We start from the raw sequence: 18,888 nt of genomic DNA, 5'->3' as shown, positions 1-18,888 counted from the left end.
GCTGACACGGGCGCGCGCATCGGAGCGCCGGATCGGCTACAGTGATCGTTCATCCGCCTTGCCAGGGGGGGCAGCACCATGTCGGAGCCGAGGATCGAGTTCTGGTACGAGTTTGCGAGCTCGTACTCCTATCTGTCGGTGATGCGCATCGAGGCGCTGGCGCGCGACGCCGGTGTGGCGGTGGAGTGGAAGCCCTTCCTGCTCGGCCCGGTGTTCCTCGCGATGGGCTGGAACGATTCGCCGTTCAACATCTATCCGCCCAAGGGGCGCTACATGTGGCGTGACCTCGCGCGGCTTGCCGACAAGTACGGGCTGCCGTTCCGCATGCCCAGCCGCTTCCCGCGCAGCGGCCTGCTCGCGGCGCGGGTCGCGCTGCTGGGCGTGGAGCAGGGCTGGGTCGCGGAGTTCTCGCGCAGGGTGATGCTCGCCAACTTCGCCGAAGACCGCGAGATCGGCGAGCCCGAGGTGGTCGGGGCGATCCTGGCGGAGCTCGGCCTGCCGGTCGACGCGCTGTTGGCCGCCGCGGTCACGGAGGACAACAAGCGCGCATTGCGAAGCCAGACCGAGCGCGCGGCTGCGCTGGGAATGTTCGGTGCGCCGAGCTTCCGCGTCGGCGAGGAACTCTTTTGGGGCAACGACAGGCTGGAAGACGCGCTCGCGTGGGCGCGGCGTGCAGCATCCTGACCGGGAAGCGAGCCGTAAGTCGCTACGCCCCTTTTTGCCCTGCTGCCCCCTTCGGCGGGTCAGGGCGAAGCGGTATCGGCTGGCGCCCTAGTTCGCCGGCTTGACCATATCTTTCGCGGCGTCCTGCGCCTTTTCGGCTTCGCGCTGTCGGATGCGCTCCTCGTAGCGCGCGCGGTCGCGTGCCGCCGCTTCGGCGCGCCCAGCCGCTTCGGCCTCGGCCTGCGTGCGCGCCTTGGCCTTCTCTGCGTCCTTCTGCTTGCGTTCGGCCTGCTGCGCTTCCTTCGCGCGCACCGCATCGGCCTCGCGCTGGCGGCGCGTGCTCTCCGCCATCGGGTCCGGCTGGATTGCAAAGGCTCCCTCCGGCGCGGGTTCCGCCGGCTCGGTCGGCGCATCGGTGCGTGTGCGCCCGCTTTCCGCGGCCGCGCGCCGCTTTTGCGCGAGCTCGGTGCGGCTTGCCTCGGCTTCCAGCGTGCGCGCCTTGCCGACGGCCTCCAGATGTGCGTCCTTTGCGTTGGCGATGCAGCGATTCACAAGGAAGCGCTCGTAGCACTTCGGCAGTTCCGCGGCGAGTGCGTCGTCGGCCTGCTGGCGCAACGCCTTGGCCTCGTCGCGCAGCTTTGCGGCGCGTTCCAGCTCGGGATTGGGCTCCGGCGCGGCGTCGGCGGCAAGGGCGCCGCCGCTGGCGAGGGCGAGCAGCAGGGGCAGGAGCGCAGTCAGGCGATGGGGCAGGTGGGGTGTCAGGCGAGGAGGCACGATGTCCGGCGGCGGTCGGGTTCGGGGATGCGTAGAATAACGCCTTTGCTCGAAGATGCGCTGACGTGATCCAGTTTCGCAACCTCCGCCTCGCCCGGGGCGCCAAAATCCTCGTCGATTCCGCTTCCCTGCAGATCCACCCCGGCTGGCGCGTCGGCCTCACCGGCGCCAACGGCACCGGCAAGTCCAGCCTCTTCGCGCTGCTGCGCGGCCTGCTGCACCAGGACCAGGGCGACCTGGAGATCCCCGCCGGCTGGCAGATCGCCCACGTCGCGCAGGAAACGCCCGCGCTCGCGAAACCCGCGATCGAATACGTGCTCGACGGCGACACCGAACTGCGCGAAGTGGAGGCGAAGCTCGCTGCGGCCGAAGCAGCGCATGACGGTGCGCACATCGGTGAGCTGCACGCGCGCCTGCACGAGATCGGCGGCTACGCATCGCGCGCCCGCGCGGCGGCGCTGCTCGACGGCCTGGGTTTCGTTGGCGACGATCCCGAGCGACCCGTGTCGGATTTCTCCGGCGGCTGGCGCATGCGCCTGAACCTCGCGCAGGCACTGATGTGCCGCTCCGACCTGCTGCTGCTCGACGAACCGACGAACCACCTCGACCTCGATGCCGTGATCTGGCTCGAGCAGTGGCTGCGCGACTACCGCGGCACGCTGCTGCTGATCTCGCACGACCGCGAATTCCTCGACGCCTGCGTCACCCACATCGCCCACATCGAGCAGCAGCGCCTCACGCTCTACAGCGGCGGCTACTCGGACTTCGAGCGTCAGCGCGCCGAGCGCCTCGCACAGCAGCAGGCGCTGTTCGAGAAGCAGCAGCGCGAGGTCGCGCACATCGAGAACTACATCCGCCGCTTCCGCGCCCAGGCGACCAAGGCCCGCCAGGCGCAGAGCCGCATCAAGGCGCTGGAGCGCATGGAGCGCATCGCCGCCGCGCACATCGACACCCCGTTCTCCTTCAGCTTCCGCGAAGGCCCGGCCGCGCCCGATCCGCTGCTGCAGATCGAGGATGGCGCCGTGGCCTATGGCGAGCGCACCGTGCTCGACCGCATCCGCCTCACGCTGCGCCCCGGTGAGCGTGTCGGCCTGCTCGGGCGCAACGGCGCCGGCAAGTCCACGCTGATCAAACTCCTCTCCGGTGAACTCCGACTCGCCGCGGGCAGCCGCAGCGAAGGCAAGGGTCTGGCGATCGGCTATTTCGCCCAGCACCAGCTCGAAACCCTGCGCCCCGAGGAATCCCCGCTGCAACACATGGTCCGCCTCGATCCGCGCGCCCGCGAGCAGGAGCTGCGCGACTACCTCGGCGGCTTCGACTTCCGCGGCGACGGCGTCGGCGGCACTTCGACCCCGGCCACCACGCCCTGCGGCTCCTTCTCCGGCGGCGAAAAGTCGCGCCTCGCGCTCGCGCTGATGATCTGGCAGCGCCCCAACCTGATGTTGCTCGACGAGCCGACCAACCACCTCGACCTTGAGATGCGCCACGCGCTCACACTCGCGCTGCAGGACTACGAGGGCGGCATGGTGCTGGTGTCGCACGACCGGGCGCTCTTGCGCGCGACCTGCGACCGTTTCCTGCTCGTCGACGACGGCCGCATCCAGCCCTTCGACGGCGACCTCGACGACTACCGCGACTGGCTCGCGACGCGCCGCGCGCAGGCGGCCGAGGCCGCGAAATGCCCCGATCGCGAGGCGGACAAGGCAGCAAGGAAGGCCGACCGCGCGCAATCGGCCGCCGAGCGCCAGGCACGGCTCGCGGCGCGTCGTCCGCTGGTGAAGGAGATCGACCAGATCGAGAAGAAGCTCGCCGGCTGGCAGGGCGAGAAGAAGCTGCTCGACGCACGCCTCGCCGACCCGACGCTATATACGGGTGGCGATTCCGCGCAGCTGCAGACGCTCCTCAAGCGCCAGGCCGAGCTCTCCGGCTGGATCGAGGAGGCGGAGCTGCGCTGGCTGGAGATCTCCGAGGCGCTGGAGGCGATGCCGGCGGACTGAGGGCCGCGGCCGGATGCGGTGCGCTCAGGCCGTCGCCGGCAGCCATCGTGCCGGGTCGATGTTCCACTGCGCGAAGTCCTCGTGTTCGACGATCGTGTCCCACGAGTCGGCGAGGTCCAGCTTGCGCGGCGTCGTGTAGCAGCGCTGCTTCACGTCGAAGATCACCAGCACCCGCGGCTTGAGCAGGTTGTTCGGGTTCTGCTCCTGCACCACCGCGAGCGCCTTGCTCTCCAGGCTCACGAGCGAGCCGGTCGGATAGATGCCGATCGAGCGGATGAAGGCGTGCACCAGTTTTGGCGCGAAGTGGAACTTGCTCCATTCGAGGAGTTTCCTCAACGCCAGCGTCGGCGGCATGCCCTGATGGTAGACGCGGTTCGAGGTGATCGCGTCATACACGTCGACGATCGCCGCCATCTGCCCGTACAGGCTGATGCCGTCGCCCGCAAGGCGGTTCGGGTAGCCCGTGCCGTCGAAGCGCTCGTGATGCTGCGCCGCAACGTCGAGCGCGACCTCGCTGATGCCCGGCGTGTTCTGCAGGATGAGCTTGCTTTGCACGACATGGGACTTCATCGCGTCGAATTCGGCGTCGGTGAGCTTGCCCGGCTTGTTGAGGAGCTGTTCGGGCACCCTGGCCTTGCCGACGTCGTGTAGCAAAGCCCCGATTGAGATCTCTCGGATCACCTCGCGCGGCAGTTCCAGCGTGCGCGCGAAACTCGTCATCAGTGCGCACACCGACACCGAATGCATGAAGGTGTAGTCGTCGTGGTCCTTCAGGTGCAGCAGCGGTAGCAGCGCGTCGGACTTGCGGAAGATCGACGCGACGATGTTCTCGACCAGCGGTTCGATCTGTTCGAGTTCGATGTGCTTGCCGAGGCGGATGTCATCCATCATGTTGCGCACGATGCGGCGTGCCTCGCCATGCAGCCGTCGTGCCCGGTAGCGCTCGGCCTCGGGCGAGATCGCCAACTCCTCGCTCGGTCGCGTCGTCGCGATGCGGTCGAGCGTGGCGTCGACTTCGCGCGCCGCCTCGGCGGCGCTCGGTGCATCCGGCACGTCACCGCCGCGCGCCGTGTCGATGTAGATCTCGCGCACGCCGATCGCCCGCACGCGCGCGAGCGTCTCCGCGTCCTTGACGAGGAAGCGGCTGAGCACGAAGTCGTGGTCGATCCAGTCGCAGTTCAGGTCGTGGATGAACATGCCCCGCGCAAGCTGGTCGATGCGTATAAGTTTGATCATCGGCGAGGTGCGATGCGGCGCTGAGCCTTGTTTGTGAAAATGCTCCGATTTATACCGCATATGGGCGACGCTGCGCGACAGCGGCTGCGCGCCGCCTCGTCCGCAGCCAGCTCCCGAAGGCGGGCTTTTTGCGGCTAAAGTGACGCATGGGAGCCCATCGTGCCCCCACACACCCCTTGTTCCGAGGATTCCGCATGCCTGCTGCCCTGCCGCTCGATCTGCCGGCCCTGCACCTCGCCCGCGAACGCATCCGCGACGCCATCCTGCGCACCGTGCAGTGGCAGAACGAACCGCTGTCCGAAGAGCTGGGCGTGCCGCTGCGTCTCAAGCTGGAAAACCTGCAGCGCACCGGTTCGTTCAAGCTGCGCGGTGCCACGCACAAGATCGACTGCTTGCTCGCGTGCGCGAATCCGCCCACCGGCGTCGTCGCCGCCTCCGCCGGCAACCACGCCCAGGGGGTTGCGCGCGCCGCGGCCCAGTGCGGGCTGCGCGCCGTCGTGTTCATGCCGGTGAACGCGCCGCTGACGAAGATCCAGTCCTGCCGCAAGCTCGGCGCGGACGTGCGCCTGGTCGGCGAGACGCTGGAAGCCGCGACCGACGAGGCGACGAAGCTCGCCAAGGACGAAGGCCTCGCCTTCCTCCATCCCTACGACGACTGGGACGTGATCGCCGGGCAGGCGAGTTGCGGGCTGGAGATGCTGGAGGACGCCCCGGACATGACGGTCGCGATCGTGCCGTTGGGCGGCGGCGGGCTGATCTCCGGCATTGCGCTCGCGCTCAAGCTGCAAAACCCCGCGATCCGCGTGATCGGCGTGCAGACCGAGGCGGTCGCCCCCTGGCGCAGCTACCTGCGCGACGGGGCGCTGGAAGAGGTGCCGCCCGGCGCGCACACGATCGCCGACGGCATCAAGGTCAAGCGCCCCGGCATGCTCACGCGCCAGGTCATCGCGCGCTACGTCGACGAGATCGTGACCGTCGACGACAACGCCATTGCCGAGGCTATCGTCACGCTGCTGGAACGCACGCGCACGATAGGCGAGGGCGCGGGGGTGGTCGGGCTCGCCGCGTTGATGCAGCGCAAGATCGCGCTGCGCCCGGACGACCGCGCGGTGGTGGTGATCTCGGGCGGCAACGTGGACATGACGCTGGTCGGGCGCTCCATCGACTATGGCCTGGCGTCGAGCGGGCGGCTGATGTGCGTCGCGGTGACGATCTCGGATGCGCCGGGCCAGCTGCTCGCGGTGCTCAAGACGGTCGCCGACCTCGGCATGAACGTGCGCCACGTCGAACACCGGCGCGGCGAACTGCACGTGCCGGTGGGCATGACCGAGGTGATCCTGCAGATGGAGACGCGCGACTTCGAGCATCAGGACGAGCTGCGCGCGCATTTCGCGCAGCAGGGCCTGCACGTGCGCAACCTGTTGGGCGGCTGAGCGGAAAAGAAAAACGGGACGACCGGAGCCGTCCCGCCAAATGGCCTCCATCGGGGCCAAGGGTTACGCATTTAGCCCTGCCATTATAGGGCCATATCACCCAGACCGCTGGCCTTCTAATAGGTTCCCGGGAGATTAAATTTTTTGAACCTTGCCGCTTCCGGGTGCGGCGGCACGGTGGCCGGCGACTGTTAGAATCCGGGGTTCATTTATCCGCCGATAACAGGAAGCTTGCCGTGCAGATCGTCTGTCTCGACCTCGAAGGTGTGCTGGTCCCCGAAATCTGGATCGAATTCGCCGAGCGTACCGGCATCCCGGAGCTGCGCCGCACGACGCGCGACGAGCCGAACTACGACACCCTGATGAAGTACCGGCTCAACATTCTTGCCGAGCGCAGGCTGGGCCTGCCCGACATCCAGGACGTGATCGCGAGCATGGGTCCGATGGCCGGTGCGCGCGACTTTCTCGACGACCTGCGCGAGAGCTACCAGGTCGTGATCCTCTCCGACACCTTCCAGGAATTCGCCAAGCCGCTGATGAAGCAGCTCGGCTGGCCGACCCTGTTGTGCCACCGCCTCGAGGCCGACGACAACGGCGTGCTGGTGAACTATCACCTGCGCATGCCCGACCAGAAGCGCGAGGCCGTCAAGCGCTTCAAGGAGCTCAATCTCACCGTCGTGGCCGCGGGCGATTCGTACAACGACACGGCGATGCTGGGCGAGGCGCATGGCGGCATCCTGTTCCACCCGCCCGAGAACGTGATCCGCGAGTTCCCGCAGTTCCCCGTCACGCGCAGCTACGCCGAGTTGCGCCGCGAGATCGACAAGGCCTTCGCGCGCGTCGCGTAATCCGATGCATCGCGACCGCTTCTACACCCTGTCGGCGTCCTGCCCCGACCGCGTCGGCATCGTCGCGCGCGTGTCGGGCTTCGTCGCCGAGCACCGCGGCTGGATCCTCGAGACCTCGCTGCACGCCGAGCCGCCGGAGGAGGGCGAGGCGGTCGGCCGCTACTTCATGCGCATCGAGATCAAGGCCGACTCGTTGCCCTTCCACCTCGCCGAATTCCGCGAGCGCTTCCGCCCCATCGCTGAAGAGCTCGAAATGGACTGGAGCATCACCGATTCTGCGGTGAAGAAGCGCGTCGTCGTGCTGGTGTCGAAGCAGGAACACTGTCTCTACGATCTGCTCGCGCGCTGGCAGTCGAAGGAGCTGGACGTCGAGATCCCGTGCGTGATCTCCAACCACGACACCTTTCGCGGCTTCGTGGAATGGCACGGCATCCCCTTCCATCACGTGCCGGTCACGCCGGACAACAAGGTTTCGGCCTACGCCGAAGTACGGCGCATCGTCGAAGAGGTGCGCGGCGACACGATCGTGCTCGCGCGCTACATGCAGGTGTTGTCGCCCGAGCTGTGCGCCGCCTACCCGGGACGCATCATCAACATCCACCACAGCTTCCTGCCCAGCTTCGTCGGCGCAAAGCCGTATCATCAGGCGTGGACGAAGGGTGTGAAGCTGATCGGCGCGACCTGCCACTACGTCACGCCGGAGCTCGACCAGGGGCCGATCATCGAGCAGGACGTGATCCGCATCGATCACTCGGACTCGGTCGAGGACATGGTGCGCTACGGCAAGGACATCGAAAAGACCGTGCTCGCGCGCGGCCTGCGCTACCACCTCGAGGGCCGCGTGCTGCTGCACGGCAACAAGACCATCGTCTTCCGCTGACGCGCCCGCGGCACGGGGCGCGGGGCCCCGCCTGCCGCGATCAGGCCATGCGGAAGCGGCCCACCACCGCGCGCAGTGCGTCGGCGGTGCGCGCCGATTCGTCGGCGGCCCCGGCCATCACCGCGATCGAAGCGCTCGTGTGCTCGACGGCCTGCGAGATCGTCTCCATGCCGTCCGCGGTCTGCTCGGCGACGAGCTTCTGCTCGCGCGTCGAATGCGCGATATCGTCCGCCAGAGCCGACACCTCGCGCGCCGCGTCGAGGATCTGCGCGAAGGCGCCCTCGAGACGCTTGACGGTTGCCGCATCGGCCTCGACATCCGCATCGACCTCGCGCATCGCCGCGACCGCCGTCTCGGCCTGGCTTTCGACCCGGTGCACGATGTTGGCGATCTCGGCCGTGCTCTGCCCGGTACGCTCGGCGAGCTTGCGCACCTCGTCGGCCACGACCGCGAAGCCGCGTCCCGCCTCGCCTGCGCGGGCGGCCTCGATCGCCGCATTGAGGGCGAGGAGGTTGGTCTGGTCCGCGATTTCGCGGATCACCGTGGAGATCGCGTTGATCTGCTGGATGGACGCCGACAGCGCACCCACCGCTTCGCTCGCGCGGTTGGCGGCGTGCTGGGCGAGTTCGCTCGTGGCGTGGCTCTCCTGGACCAGGTTGGCGCCGTCTTCGGCGGCCGTCTGCGCGCGTGCCGCGGCCGAGGACACCTGCGCCGAGCCGTTCGAGATCTCCGCGACCGAAACCGTGAGCTGCTGCATCGCCGCCGTCAGCTTCATGACCTGGTCGGCCTGTTGCTGCGCGCGCGAGCGGATGTCGGCGGCGCTTTCGCGTACGTTGCCGGACACGTCGGCGACGCGGTCGGAGCCGCCGCGCACCTCCATCAAGGTGCCGCTCAGGATTTCCAGCGAGCGGTTGATCGCACGCGCCATGTCTCCGAGTTCGTCCTTGCCGTGCGCGCGGGCCTTTGCGGTCAGATCGCCCTGCGCGACGAGGCTCAGCGCCCGCTGCACGTCGGACACCGGGCCGGTGATGCCGCGGATGATGAGGGTCGTGCAGGCCGCCAGCAGCGCGAAGGCGAGCACGACCAGAATGGTGGCGCTGCGGTTGAGGCGCCTCTCCATGCGCTCGCTTTCCTGGTACTCCTTCTCGACCTGCTGCGTGCGCAGCGCGATCAGCGTGGCGAGGGGCTTCGACACATTGACGATCACGCCCGGCCAGTCGTCCTCGAGGATGGCCGTGAGGAGTTCCTTGTCGTTCGACGCCGAATACGCCTTGTCCAGCCGGTCCAGCAGCGACGGCAGGGCCGCGAGGCCGCGATCGAGCCTGGCGGTGAGTTCGGGCTCTTCCGTGCCCTCGGCAGCGAAGGGCGTGCGGGCGCGGTAGTCTGCCCACAGCCGGGGCAGGGCCTCACGGACTTCGGCCAGATGGCGGCGGGAGCCGGGGGCCGGCATCTGGTCGGTGATCACGCCGGCGATGCGGAAGCGCACCTCGCCGAGCTGGTCGTCGATCGACTGGATGTGCTGCAACGGGATGACGTTTTCCTCATACACGCGCCGCAATGCCTCGGTCGACGCCGCATTGGCGTAAAACAGCATCGCTGCGAGTGCGGCAATCAGGGTGAACGCGAGCAGGGCCAATGCATGGAGCTTGGCCCTCAGGGAAAGTGCGAATCGCATGGGGAACCTCGGACAAAAAAAAGGCTGCGCCATGGCGCAGCCCTGCAGTGGCGTCGCGATTTACTCGACCGGCAGGCCTTTGGCCTTCCAGCCGGGCAGGCCGTCGCGCAGCCAGTACACGTTCTTGTGGCCGGCGCGAATCGCGACCGTGGAGAGCTTGTAGCTCTTCCAGCAGTCGTGGCCATTGCAGTAGGTCACGAAGGCGGAGGCCTTGTCCGCGGGCAGTTTCGTCAGATCGACGCTGTCCTGGGCCGCGTCGAACTCGACCTTCTTCTCGCTTTTTTCCTTGTAGGGGACGTTGATCGCACCCTTGATATGCGATTCGGCATATTCGGCGGCCGAACGCGCGTCTACGACGATGGCCCCCTTGCCCTGCAGTTCGCGTGCCTGCTCGGGCGACACCAGCGTCGCGCCGGCGAGGCTGGCGGGGTTGTCGACTGCCCCTGAGGTGGCGGCTGACAGGGTGAGGAGCACGGCGGCGGCCGTGCGGGAGATGCGGCGGATCATCGGGATAACTCCATCGTCATGAGCTGTGTAAATAACCATTTCGACATAGAGTGTATTTGAGGCCGCGGGCGGGGCTTTGGAACCTTGGTTACAGACAGCACCCCGGATCAATGAGCATGACAACGACAATGGCCGGAATGAGAACGGGCGCCCCCGAAGGGGCGCCCGTCGCAGGACCGGACGCGGGAGCGGTCCGGAGGGCCTCAGTGGTGGTAGGCCGTCTCGCCGTGGGCCGTGATGTCGAGGCCTTCGCGCTCCTCTTCCTCTGGCACGCGCAGGCCGATCAGCACATCGACGATCTTGTAGGCGACCACCGACACGACGCCCGACCACACGATCGCGACCACCACGCCCCAGACCTGGCTGGTGACCTGTGCGGAGGTCGAGAACGGGGCAGCCGCGTTGGCGACGTAGTCATACACGCCGACACCGCCGAGCTCCGGGTTGGCGAACACGCCGGTCAGGATCGCACCGAGGATGCCGCCCACGCCATGCACGCCGAACACGTCGAGCGCGTCGTCGGCGCCGAGCATGCGCTTGAGGCCATTCACGCCCCACAGGCAGATCACGCCGGCGAGGAGCCCGATCACCAGCGCGCCCATCGGGCCGACCCAGCCGCAGGCCGGGGTGATCGCCACGAGGCCCGACACCGCGCCCGAGGCCGCACCCAGCAGTGAGGGCTTGCCCTTCATCAGCCATTCCGCAACCATCCACGACATCGCCGCCATGCCGGTCGCGACCATCGTATTGAGGAAGGCGAGCGCTGCGAGGCCGTTGGCTTCGAGGTTGGAGCCGGCGTTGAAGCCGAACCAGCCGATCCACAGCATCGAGGCACCGACCATGGTCAGCGTCAGCGAGTGCGGGGCCATCGATTCGCGGCCGTAGCCGATGCGCTTGCCGATCATGAAGGCGCCCACGAGGCCCGCGATCGCCGCGTTGATGTGCACCACGGTACCGCCGGCGAAGTCGAGCGCGCCCTTCTGGAACAGGAAGCCTGCGGTCGCGGCGGCCGCGTCACCGGCGGCGGCGTCGGTGTAGGCGTCCGGGCCGGCCCAGTACCACACCATGTGGGCCATCGGCAGGTAGGAGAAGGTGAACCACAGCACCATGAACAGCAGCACCGCGGAGAACTTCATGCGCTCGGCGAAGGCGCCGACGATCAGCGCCGGGGTGATCGCCGCGAAGGTCGCCTGGAAGATGATGTAGGCGAACTCGGGGATCGCGACGCCCTTGCTGAAGGTCGCGGCCATGGAGTCGACCGTCACGCCGCTGAGGAAGGCCTTCGATAGCCCGCCGATGAAGGCGTTGCCCTCGGTGAAGGCGAGGCTGTAGCCGTAGACGAACCACAGCACGATCATCAGCGAGAAGATCACGAAGACCTGCATCAGCACCGACAGCATGTTCTTCGAGCGCACCAGGCCGCCATAGAACAGCGCGAGGCCGGGGATCACCATGAAGGCGACGAGCGCGGTGGAGGTCAGCATCCAGGCGGTGTCGCCCTTGTTGACCGTGGGGGCGGGCGCGGCGGCGGCTTCCGGCGCGGCCGCGTCGGCGATCGCGGTGACGGCCTCGGCCGCGGCCGGGGCATCCTCGGCGCCGGCGAGCCCGGCGAAGCCGAGTGCGCACACCGCAAGCAGGACAGCAAACAGTTTTTTCATGATGTTCTCCCTTACAGCGCGTCGGCGCCCGTTTCGCCGGTGCGGATGCGGATGGCCTGCTCGAGGTCGAAGACGAAGATCTTGCCGTCGCCGATCTTGCCGGTCGCGGCGGACTTCTCGATCGCCTCGATGACCTGTTCGAGCAGTTCCGTGGCGATCGCGGCCTCGATCTTCACCTTGGGCAGGAAGTCGACGACGTACTCGGCGCCGCGGTACAGCTCGGTGTGACCCTTCTGGCGGCCGAAGCCCTTGACCTCGGTGACGGTGATGCCCTGCACGCCGATCGCCGAGAGGGCCTCGCGCACTTCGTCGAGCTTGAAGGGCTTGATGATGGCGGTGACGAATTTCATGATGGTTTCCTTTCAGTCTTGCGGGGCGGCGGCCCCGCGGCGTTGCGGGCTCAGAAGGTCTTGCTCAGGCTCACGACGTAGCGGCCGTCGGCGTCGAAGTCGCGCTTGTCCTTCATGTTGGTATCCACGTAGTGCAGGCCCAGCGTGACGCCCGCGACGGACTGGCTCACGCCGACCTTCCAGTCGGAGTAGGACTCGGCCGGGCCGGCGATCATCTGGTGGCCGACGTGGGCATTGAGCGTCGTGCCGGGGATCACCTCGTAGGCGGCCGTGAGGTCGAAATACTGGCTGCCCTTGGAGTCCGGTGCGCCAAACAGCTTGGTGAAGGAGTTCGAGTACTTGAACGACAGGAACTGCCACGACAGGCCGAGGTAGCCTTCCAGCGTGTTCGGGTTCTTCAGGCCGATCGTGTTGCGCCAGCCCGAGTCGAACTCGCCCGGATAGACGTACTGCAGCAGGCCGACGTCGTAGCCGATGTCGCCGATCGTGCCCTTGTAGCCGCCGTAGACGTCCAGTTCGAGGCTGTTACCCGAGTTCTCGCCGGTACCACGCTCGAGGTCGCTCAGCCAGGACACGTTCGAGCCCCACACGCCGACGTACAGGCCGCTCGAGTGCGCGTAATCGAACCCGCCCTGCAGCGCCGGCTTCTCGTCGGTCTGGCTGATGCCGCGGTAGGCATAGTCGGAGACGAGGGCGACGTTCGCGGCGATCGGGCTGTCGCCGGCGGCGGCCACGGGGGAGATCAGCGGGAGGGCTGCTGCAACGGCCAGGGCGATGATGCGCTTGTGCATGGTGCTGCTCCTTGATGGTTGGCGTTTGATTGCTGGTGAGTCCTCCTTTGCACGCGGCGTGCCAAGTTGCCGAAAAGGCTGCACAAAATATTGTTTATAAAAAGAAATGGCGTTTCGAAGAGGCGCCGGGTGCGGGGTTTTGTGCACTTGCAGCAGAGTGCCTGCGCACGAAATGCACCTCCATGGTGCGTTCTAGTCGATTTCGTGGTGCGTGACGCCCCCGGTGGCCGGGCCGCTCACCGGAATGGGGCGCGGCAGGCGCTCGTCCGTACTCGCATCCGCGCCCGTGCTAGACTTTTGCCCTTCGCTTACGCCCCAGAGGTATCTACATGGCAGGCCCCCGCTTCCTCGACGAGATTGGTGCCAAGTTGTCCGAACTCGCCGCGAGCAATCCCGCCCGCGATTTCGAAAAGAACGCCAAGGCCCTGCTCGGCAGCGCCTTCGGCAAGCTCGATCTGGTCACGCGCGAGGAATTCGACGTGCAGCGCGAAGTGCTCGCGCACGCGCGTCAGAAGCTCGCCGAACTGGAAGATCGCGTCGCCACGCTGGAATCCGAACTGGCGCGCGCCCGCGCCGACCGCGACGACGAGTGAACGGCAGCGCCCGTCCGTGCAGCGGGCGCTTTCGCTGCAATGTCGCGAAGATAATCTTTCGTCATTGTCGGAGCCTCCGGTAGACTGAGCGCAGTCCATTCCGGAGGTACCGATGTCGCTGGCTCTCGTACGCACCAGGGCGCTCGCAGGCATGGGCGCGCCCGAGGTGACGGTGGAAGTCCATCTCGCCAACGGCCTGCCCGCATTCAACCTGGTCGGTCTGCCCGACACCGAAGTCCGCGAGGCGCGCGAACGCGTGCGCGCCGCGATCGCGACTTCGCAATTCGAATTCCCGCAACGCCGCATCACGGTGAATCTTGCCCCTGCCGACCTGCCCAAGGAGGGCGGGCGCTTCGACCTGCCGATCGCGCTGGGCATCCTCGTGGCGTCGGGCCAGGTGAATGCGGCGGGGCTCGCGAAGCATGAATTCGTCGGGGAGCTGTCGCTCGACGGCAGCCTGCGCGCGGTGCGCGGCGGGCTGGCGATGGCGCTGGAGAGCGGCCGCAGCGGTCGCGCGCTGGTGCTGCCGGCCGCGAATGCAGACGAGGCGGCGCTCGCGCGCGGCGCCGAGGTGCTGCCGGCGGCGAGCCTGCTGGCCGTGTGTGCCCATCTGAACGGTCACACGCCGCTCGCGCGTCGCCTGCCGCCACCCGTCGCGGAAGGGCGCGACGACGAACCCGATCTCGCCGAGGTGAAGGGGCAGCTGCAAGCCCGCCGCGCGCTCGAGGTCGCTGCGGCCGGAGCGCATTCGCTACTCATGTTCGGCCCCCCGGGCACCGGCAAGTCCATGCTGGCGCGCCGCCTGCCGGGCTTGCTGCCGCCGCTCGACGAGGCCGAGGCGATCGAGAGCGCGTCCATCCAGTCGCTCGAAGGCGGCTTCGACGCCCGTCGCTGGGGCCGCAGGCCCTACCGCGCGCCGCACCACTCGGCGTCCGCGCCGGCGCTGGTGGGGGGCGGCGCGAACCCGAAACCGGGCGAAATCAGCCTCGCGCACCGCGGGGTGCTGTTCCTCGACGAACTGCCGGAATTCGACCGCCGCGTGCTCGAGGCGCTGCGCGAACCGCTGGAAACGGGCTCCGTGACGGTGTCGCGCGCGCGCCAGCGCACCGAATTCCCCGCGCGCTTCCAGCTCGTCGCGGCGATGAACCCCTGTCCCTGCGGCCACGCCGGCGACAAGGGCGGACGCTGTCGCTGCACGCCCGACCAGGTCGCGCGCTATCGCGGACGCCTGTCGGGGCCACTGCTCGATCGCATGGATCTCGTCATCGAGGTGCCGCTGCTCGACCATGCGGAGATGAGCGCACAGCCGACGGGCGAGTCCAGTGCGGCCGTGCGCGAGCGCGTCGCGCAGGCCTGGGCGGTGCAGCGCGAGCGCCAGGGCGGGGCCAACAGCCATCTCGCGCCGGGACGCGTCGATGCGCTGTGCGCGCCCGACGAACAGGGCAAGGCGTTGCTCGAGCATGCGATCCGACGGCTGAATCTGTCCGCGCGCGGGTATCATCGCATCTTGAAGGTCGCCCGCACGATTGCGGACCTGGCCGGCGCCGCGCGCGTCGGCCCGGCGCACGTGGCCGAGGCGATCCAGTACCGGCGCGGCCTCGACTCGCGCTGACGCGGCGTCCTGGGCGCGCGGGGGATGCCCGGTACGGATAACAACGACCCCAGAGATCCCCCTGATGCCCGCCACTTCGCCCTGGCTCGCGTTCGTCCTCGCCGCGCTCGCCGCGATCGGGCCGTTCTCGATTGACACCTATCTCCCCGCCTTCCACGCGATGGGAGAGGAGCTGTCCGCGACCCCCTTGCAGATCCAGCAGACGCTCACGGCCTACATGGCGACCTTCGCCTTCATGGTGCTGTGGCACGGCGCACTGGCGGATCACTTCGGCCGCCGGCGCGTGCTGATTGCGGGAACGGGACTGTTCGCGCTGGCGTCGCTGGTGTGCGCGCTGGCGCCGTCGATCGAGTGGCTGTGGATCGGGCGCGCGCTGCAGGGCATGGTCGGGGGGGCGGGGATGGTCGTGGGCCGGGCGGTGATCCGCGACCTGTACGATGGCGAACACGCGCAGCGGCTGATGTCGCGCGTGATGCTGATTTTTGGCATCGCCCCGGCGATCGCGCCGATGATAGGCGGGCTGCTGCTCGCGCTCGCAGGGTGGCGCGCGATCTTCTTCTTCCTCGCGCTGTTCGGCGCATGGCTCGCGTTCATGACGTGGCGCTTCCTGCCGGAGACGCTGTCCCCCGAGCACCGCCATCCGTTACATCCGGTACTGCTGGCGCATGCCTACCGCCGCGTGCTCGGCAGCGCGGCCTTCGTGCTGCTCGCCGGCTCGGTCGCGATGAACTTCAACGGCTTCTTCCTCTACGTCCTCTCGGCGCCGGCCTTCCTGATGGAACACCTCGGCCAGACCGCGCAGGATTTCGGCTGGCTCTTCGTCCCGGCCGTGATCGGAATGACTGCCGGCTCGGCCCTGTCGGGGAAGGTCGCGGGACGCTGGCGGGCGCAGCGCACGATCATGACCGGCTTCGCGATCATGGCGGCCGCGGCGGTCTCGAACCTGCTGGTCTCTTCGCTGATGTCGCCGGGCCTGCCGCAATCGGTGCTGCCGATCATGCTGTACACCTTCGGCATGGCGTTGTCGATGCCGAGTCTGACGCTGCTTGCGCTCGAGCTTTTCCCGACCCACCGCGGCCTCGCGTCGAGTTGCCAGAGCTTCCTGCAGGTCGGCGTCAACTCGTTGACCGCCGGCGCGCTGGCTCCGCTGCTGTGGCACTCGCCGCTGACGCTGGCCGCGGGGAGTGCGGGTTTCCTGACCTTGGGCGGCATCGGCTTCGCCGCCTGGTGCCGCCGCGGAGGCGCCTGCCTGCGCTGACTTCGGGCCGTGCTGCAAAGCAGCGCACCGGTGGGTTGCCGGAGTCATAACCATCATATCGAGATGGATTTGCAGAAAATCATGACCATCGCTTCATGATCCTGCCGTGTCGCGCCGTGACGCATGTGTCGATGATGTCGACATGTTCGCAGGCGTGGCCGGGAGGGCGATGGAATGGATTTCGTGATGCCGCAGCTGGCGGTGGGCAGCCGCGCCGACGCCGCCGACGGTGCCGCGCTCGCGGCGGCGGGCATCGACGCCTTGCTGTCGCTGGCGCCGCTGGCCCGCCCGGCGGAGGTCGCATTGCAGCTGGGGCTGGCGGTGGCGGATCGTGCCGCGCTGCCCGCGGCGACGATCCGGGAGGCGGTCGCGTTCATCGCCGCCCGCCTCGCCGCCGGGCACCGCGTGCTGCTGCATTGCGAGCAGGGCATTTCGCGCTCGCCGGCGCTGGCTGCGTGCTTCCTGCACGAGCAGCTCGGCGTTCCGCTCGACGAGGCCGTCGACCGGGTCCGCGCGGCGCGTCCGCAGGCCGACCCGCACCCCGCGCTGCTCGCATCGATCCGCGCGCATTACGCCGGCACCGACCATCCGGCGGTCGATCTGTCCGGCAACGAGAATCCCTTGGGCCCTTCGCCCGCGGCTCGCGCCGCGATCGTCCGCAGCACGGCCCGGCTGCATCGCTATCCGCCCGCCGACACCGCGGCACTGCGAGACGCCCTCGCGCGCCGGCTGGGGCTTTCCGCTGAGCAGTTCGTCATCGGCAATGGCGCGTGCGACCTGATCGACCTCGCGTTGCGCGCCATCGTCGGCGCCGGCGGCGAGGTACTGATCCCGGATCCGGCCTTTCCCGCCTATCGCTCGGCGGCCGCGCGTGTCGGCGCGAGGGTCGTCACGGTGCCGCTCGCGGGGAGCCGCTACGCGCTCGACGAATACCTCGCGCGCCTGACGCCTGCGACCCGCCTCGTGGTCGTCGCGTCGCCGCACAACCCGACCGGGACGCTGATGGACCCGGCCGACTGGGCACGGTTGCGAGGTGCCCTGCCGGCGGGTGCGGTGCTGCTGCTCGACGAGGCCTATCGCGACTATGCGGAGGGCCATGAACTGATCGATGCGGCGGCGGATGTGCGCGCCGGCGCCGCGGTGCTGACGCTGCGCTCGCTGTCGAAGGTCGAAGGGCTCGCGGGGCTGCGCGTGGGCTACGGCTTCGCGCCCGAGGCGCTGGTGCGGCGGCTCGCCAGCCTGTGCCCGCAGTACCACGTCGGTTCGCTCGCGCAGGTCGCCGCGCTCGCGGCGCTGGAGGACGAGGCCCATCGCCGCGCCAGCATCGTGGCCAATGCCCGCGAGCGCGAGCGTCTGATGGCGGGGCTGGCGCGACTGGGCGTCGACTTCGTGCCCTCGGCGGCGAACTTCGTGCTGCTTCAGGGTGCGCCACGGGACGCGCGTGCCCGCCTCGCGGCGCGCGGCGTCGCCGTGAAGGACATGGCGCGCTACGGCCTGCCCGGCGACGTTCGCGTGAGCGTCGGCCTGCGGGCCGAGAACGCGCGCTTTCTCACTGCGCTGGGTGAGCTGCTGTGCGAAGACCACCAACGCCGGGCAGCGGTCCCGGCCTGACGGAGAACAATCAATGGTGATGATGATGGCCCCCGGCGGCACGCTGGAGATGGCGAAGACGGTGCTCGACGAGGGGGCGGACGCGGTCTATGTCGGCGTCGTCGGCTGGAGCCGGCGCGGCTCCCAGGACGAGCTCGACGACGACGAGATCCGCCACACGATCGATTACGCGGTGGCGCGCGGCAAGGAGGTGCGCGTGGTCGTGAACACGCTGCCGAGCTCGACCGAGCTGCCGATGTTCGTCGAGCGTGTCGAGCGCTATGCGGGCTGGGGGGCGCAGGGCTTCATGATCAGCGACCTGGGCGCGATGCGGCTGGTGAAGGAGCGCCTGCCGCACGTGAACGTGCACACCAGCGTCGGCTGCGGCATCACCAACTACGAGGACGTGCGCTTCCTGCGCGAACTCGGTGCGGATTACGTGGTGCTGCCCTACCGCCTGTCGGTCGAGGAGATCCGCCAGATCAAGCACGCGGGCAAGGTCGGCATCGAGGTCTTCCTGTTCAAGACGCCCTCGGGCGGCAAGATCTGCCCCGGCAAGTGCAACATGAGCAGCTACTTCAGCTTCCGTCGCTGGCTCGATGGCGAGGGCAAGGACCACTTCTTCGGCTCGGCCTCGCGCGGCGGCGACTGCCTGCGCGTGTGCCAGACGGAATGGGACTTCAGGGTCGAGGACATCGACTACCGCCTGCCGATGACGATCAAGACCAACCCGGCGTTGTGGCTCGAAGAGCTGCCCGACTATCTCGCCGCCGGCGTCGATTGCCTGAAGGTGCCGGGGCGCGACCGCTCGGCGGTGCTGGTGCGCGACATCGTGCGGGTCTACCGGCGCGCAGTCGACACCATTCTCGAGACCGATCGCCCCGACCTCTCGGTGTTCGCGTCCGAGCTCGAGATCCTGCGCGGGCGCTGGATGACCGAGCGCGCCAAGCGCGACAACCGCTTGTTGCGCCAGGCGATCGACGAGTCGCGGCGCGTCGTCGTGGCGCAGTGAGGCGGCCGGTC

17 protein-coding genes are annotated in these 18,888 nt (G+C 68.4%); 10 read left to right on the top strand and 7 right to left on the bottom strand.

What is annotated here, in order from left to right:
* Positions 1-78 precede the first annotated feature (78 nt).
* The gene (locus ToN1_RS11430; protein WP_169206571.1) at positions 79-684 is read left to right on the top strand and encodes a 2-hydroxychromene-2-carboxylate isomerase; all 606 of its coding nucleotides are present in this window, start codon (positions 79-81) and stop codon (positions 682-684) included.
* Between the two features lie 87 nt (positions 685-771).
* Here the strand turns inward: ToN1_RS11430 and ToN1_RS11425 are convergent, their stop codons facing one another.
* The gene (locus ToN1_RS11425; RefSeq protein WP_244861032.1) at positions 772-1,437 is read right to left on the bottom strand and encodes a hypothetical protein; all 666 of its coding nucleotides are present in this window, start codon (positions 1,435-1,437) and stop codon (positions 772-774) included.
* Positions 1,438-1,502: 65 nt separating this feature from the next.
* Between ToN1_RS11425 and ToN1_RS11420 the strand changes: the two genes are divergently transcribed.
* A complete protein-coding gene (locus ToN1_RS11420) occupies positions 1,503-3,434 on the top strand; it encodes an ATP-binding cassette domain-containing protein (protein ID WP_169206572.1) in 1,932 nt (643 codons plus the stop codon).
* Positions 3,435-3,458: 24 nt separating this feature from the next.
* Here ToN1_RS11420 and ToN1_RS11415 read toward each other — a convergent pair whose 3' ends face one another.
* A complete protein-coding gene (locus tag ToN1_RS11415; RefSeq protein ID WP_169206573.1) occupies positions 3,459-4,670 on the bottom strand; it encodes an HD-GYP domain-containing protein in 1,212 nt (403 codons plus the stop codon).
* A 194-nt stretch (positions 4,671-4,864) separates the two neighbouring features.
* Between ToN1_RS11415 and ilvA the strand changes: the two genes are divergently transcribed.
* From ilvA to purU, 3 genes are all read left to right on the top strand, one after another.
* Positions 4,865-6,103, top strand: coding sequence for a threonine ammonia-lyase (gene ilvA / locus ToN1_RS11410; RefSeq protein WP_169206574.1), 1,239 nt, complete (start codon positions 4,865-4,867; stop codon positions 6,101-6,103).
* Between the two features lie 236 nt (positions 6,104-6,339).
* Positions 6,340-6,951, top strand: coding sequence for a bifunctional phosphoserine phosphatase/homoserine phosphotransferase ThrH (gene thrH / locus ToN1_RS11405; protein ID WP_169206575.1), 612 nt, complete (start codon positions 6,340-6,342; stop codon positions 6,949-6,951).
* 4 nt (positions 6,952-6,955) lie between these two features.
* Positions 6,956-7,831, top strand: a complete 876-nt coding sequence (gene purU, locus ToN1_RS11400; RefSeq protein WP_169206576.1) for a formyltetrahydrofolate deformylase — start codon at positions 6,956-6,958, stop codon at positions 7,829-7,831.
* Between the two features lie 40 nt (positions 7,832-7,871).
* On the opposite strand, the gene ToN1_RS11395 is transcribed toward purU, so the two are convergent.
* The 5 genes from ToN1_RS11395 to ToN1_RS11375 all read right to left on the bottom strand — a co-directional run bounded on the left by ToN1_RS11395 (position 7,872) and on the right by ToN1_RS11375 (position 12,812).
* Entirely contained in the window at positions 7,872-9,506 is a 1,635-nt protein-coding gene (locus ToN1_RS11395; protein WP_169206577.1) for a methyl-accepting chemotaxis protein, read from the bottom strand.
* Positions 9,507-9,566: 60 nt separating this feature from the next.
* Complete coding sequence (locus ToN1_RS11390) at positions 9,567-10,013, bottom strand: rhodanese-like domain-containing protein (RefSeq protein WP_169206578.1); 447 nt, start codon at positions 10,011-10,013, stop codon at positions 9,567-9,569.
* 203 nt (positions 10,014-10,216) lie between these two features.
* A complete protein-coding gene (locus tag ToN1_RS11385; RefSeq protein WP_169206579.1) occupies positions 10,217-11,671 on the bottom strand; it encodes an ammonium transporter in 1,455 nt (484 codons plus the stop codon).
* A gap of 11 nt (positions 11,672-11,682) precedes the next feature.
* On the bottom strand, positions 11,683-12,021 hold the full coding sequence (glnK, locus tag ToN1_RS11380) for a P-II family nitrogen regulator (protein ID WP_169206580.1): 339 nt from the start codon (positions 12,019-12,021) through the stop codon (positions 11,683-11,685).
* Between the two features lie 50 nt (positions 12,022-12,071).
* Positions 12,072-12,812, bottom strand: coding sequence for a TorF family putative porin (locus ToN1_RS11375; protein ID WP_169206581.1), 741 nt, complete (start codon positions 12,810-12,812; stop codon positions 12,072-12,074).
* Positions 12,813-13,141: 329 nt separating this feature from the next.
* On the opposite strand from ToN1_RS11375, the gene ToN1_RS11370 reads away from it, so the two are divergent.
* The 5 genes from ToN1_RS11370 to ToN1_RS11350 all read left to right on the top strand — a co-directional run bounded on the left by ToN1_RS11370 (position 13,142) and on the right by ToN1_RS11350 (position 18,877).
* Positions 13,142-13,405, top strand: coding sequence for an accessory factor UbiK family protein (locus tag ToN1_RS11370; RefSeq protein ID WP_169206582.1), 264 nt, complete (start codon positions 13,142-13,144; stop codon positions 13,403-13,405).
* Between the two features lie 112 nt (positions 13,406-13,517).
* A complete protein-coding gene (locus ToN1_RS11365; RefSeq protein ID WP_169206583.1) occupies positions 13,518-15,017 on the top strand; it encodes a YifB family Mg chelatase-like AAA ATPase in 1,500 nt (499 codons plus the stop codon).
* 64 nt (positions 15,018-15,081) lie between these two features.
* Positions 15,082-16,275, top strand: coding sequence for a multidrug effflux MFS transporter (locus ToN1_RS11360; RefSeq protein ID WP_210148095.1), 1,194 nt, complete (start codon positions 15,082-15,084; stop codon positions 16,273-16,275).
* 174 nt (positions 16,276-16,449) lie between these two features.
* Positions 16,450-17,886, top strand: a complete 1,437-nt coding sequence (locus ToN1_RS11355; RefSeq protein WP_169208050.1) for an aminotransferase class I/II-fold pyridoxal phosphate-dependent enzyme — start codon at positions 16,450-16,452, stop codon at positions 17,884-17,886.
* A gap of 13 nt (positions 17,887-17,899) precedes the next feature.
* Entirely contained in the window at positions 17,900-18,877 is a 978-nt protein-coding gene (locus tag ToN1_RS11350; RefSeq protein WP_169208049.1) for a peptidase U32 family protein, read from the top strand.
* Positions 18,878-18,888: the final 11 nt, after the last annotated feature.

This window comes from Aromatoleum petrolei, assembly GCF_017894385.1.
In the GTDB taxonomy this organism is placed as follows: domain Bacteria; phylum Pseudomonadota; class Gammaproteobacteria; order Burkholderiales; family Rhodocyclaceae; genus Aromatoleum; species Aromatoleum petrolei.
The sequence above is the reverse complement of the archived record's forward strand: the minus strand, read 5'-3'. Positions and strand labels throughout refer to the sequence as shown.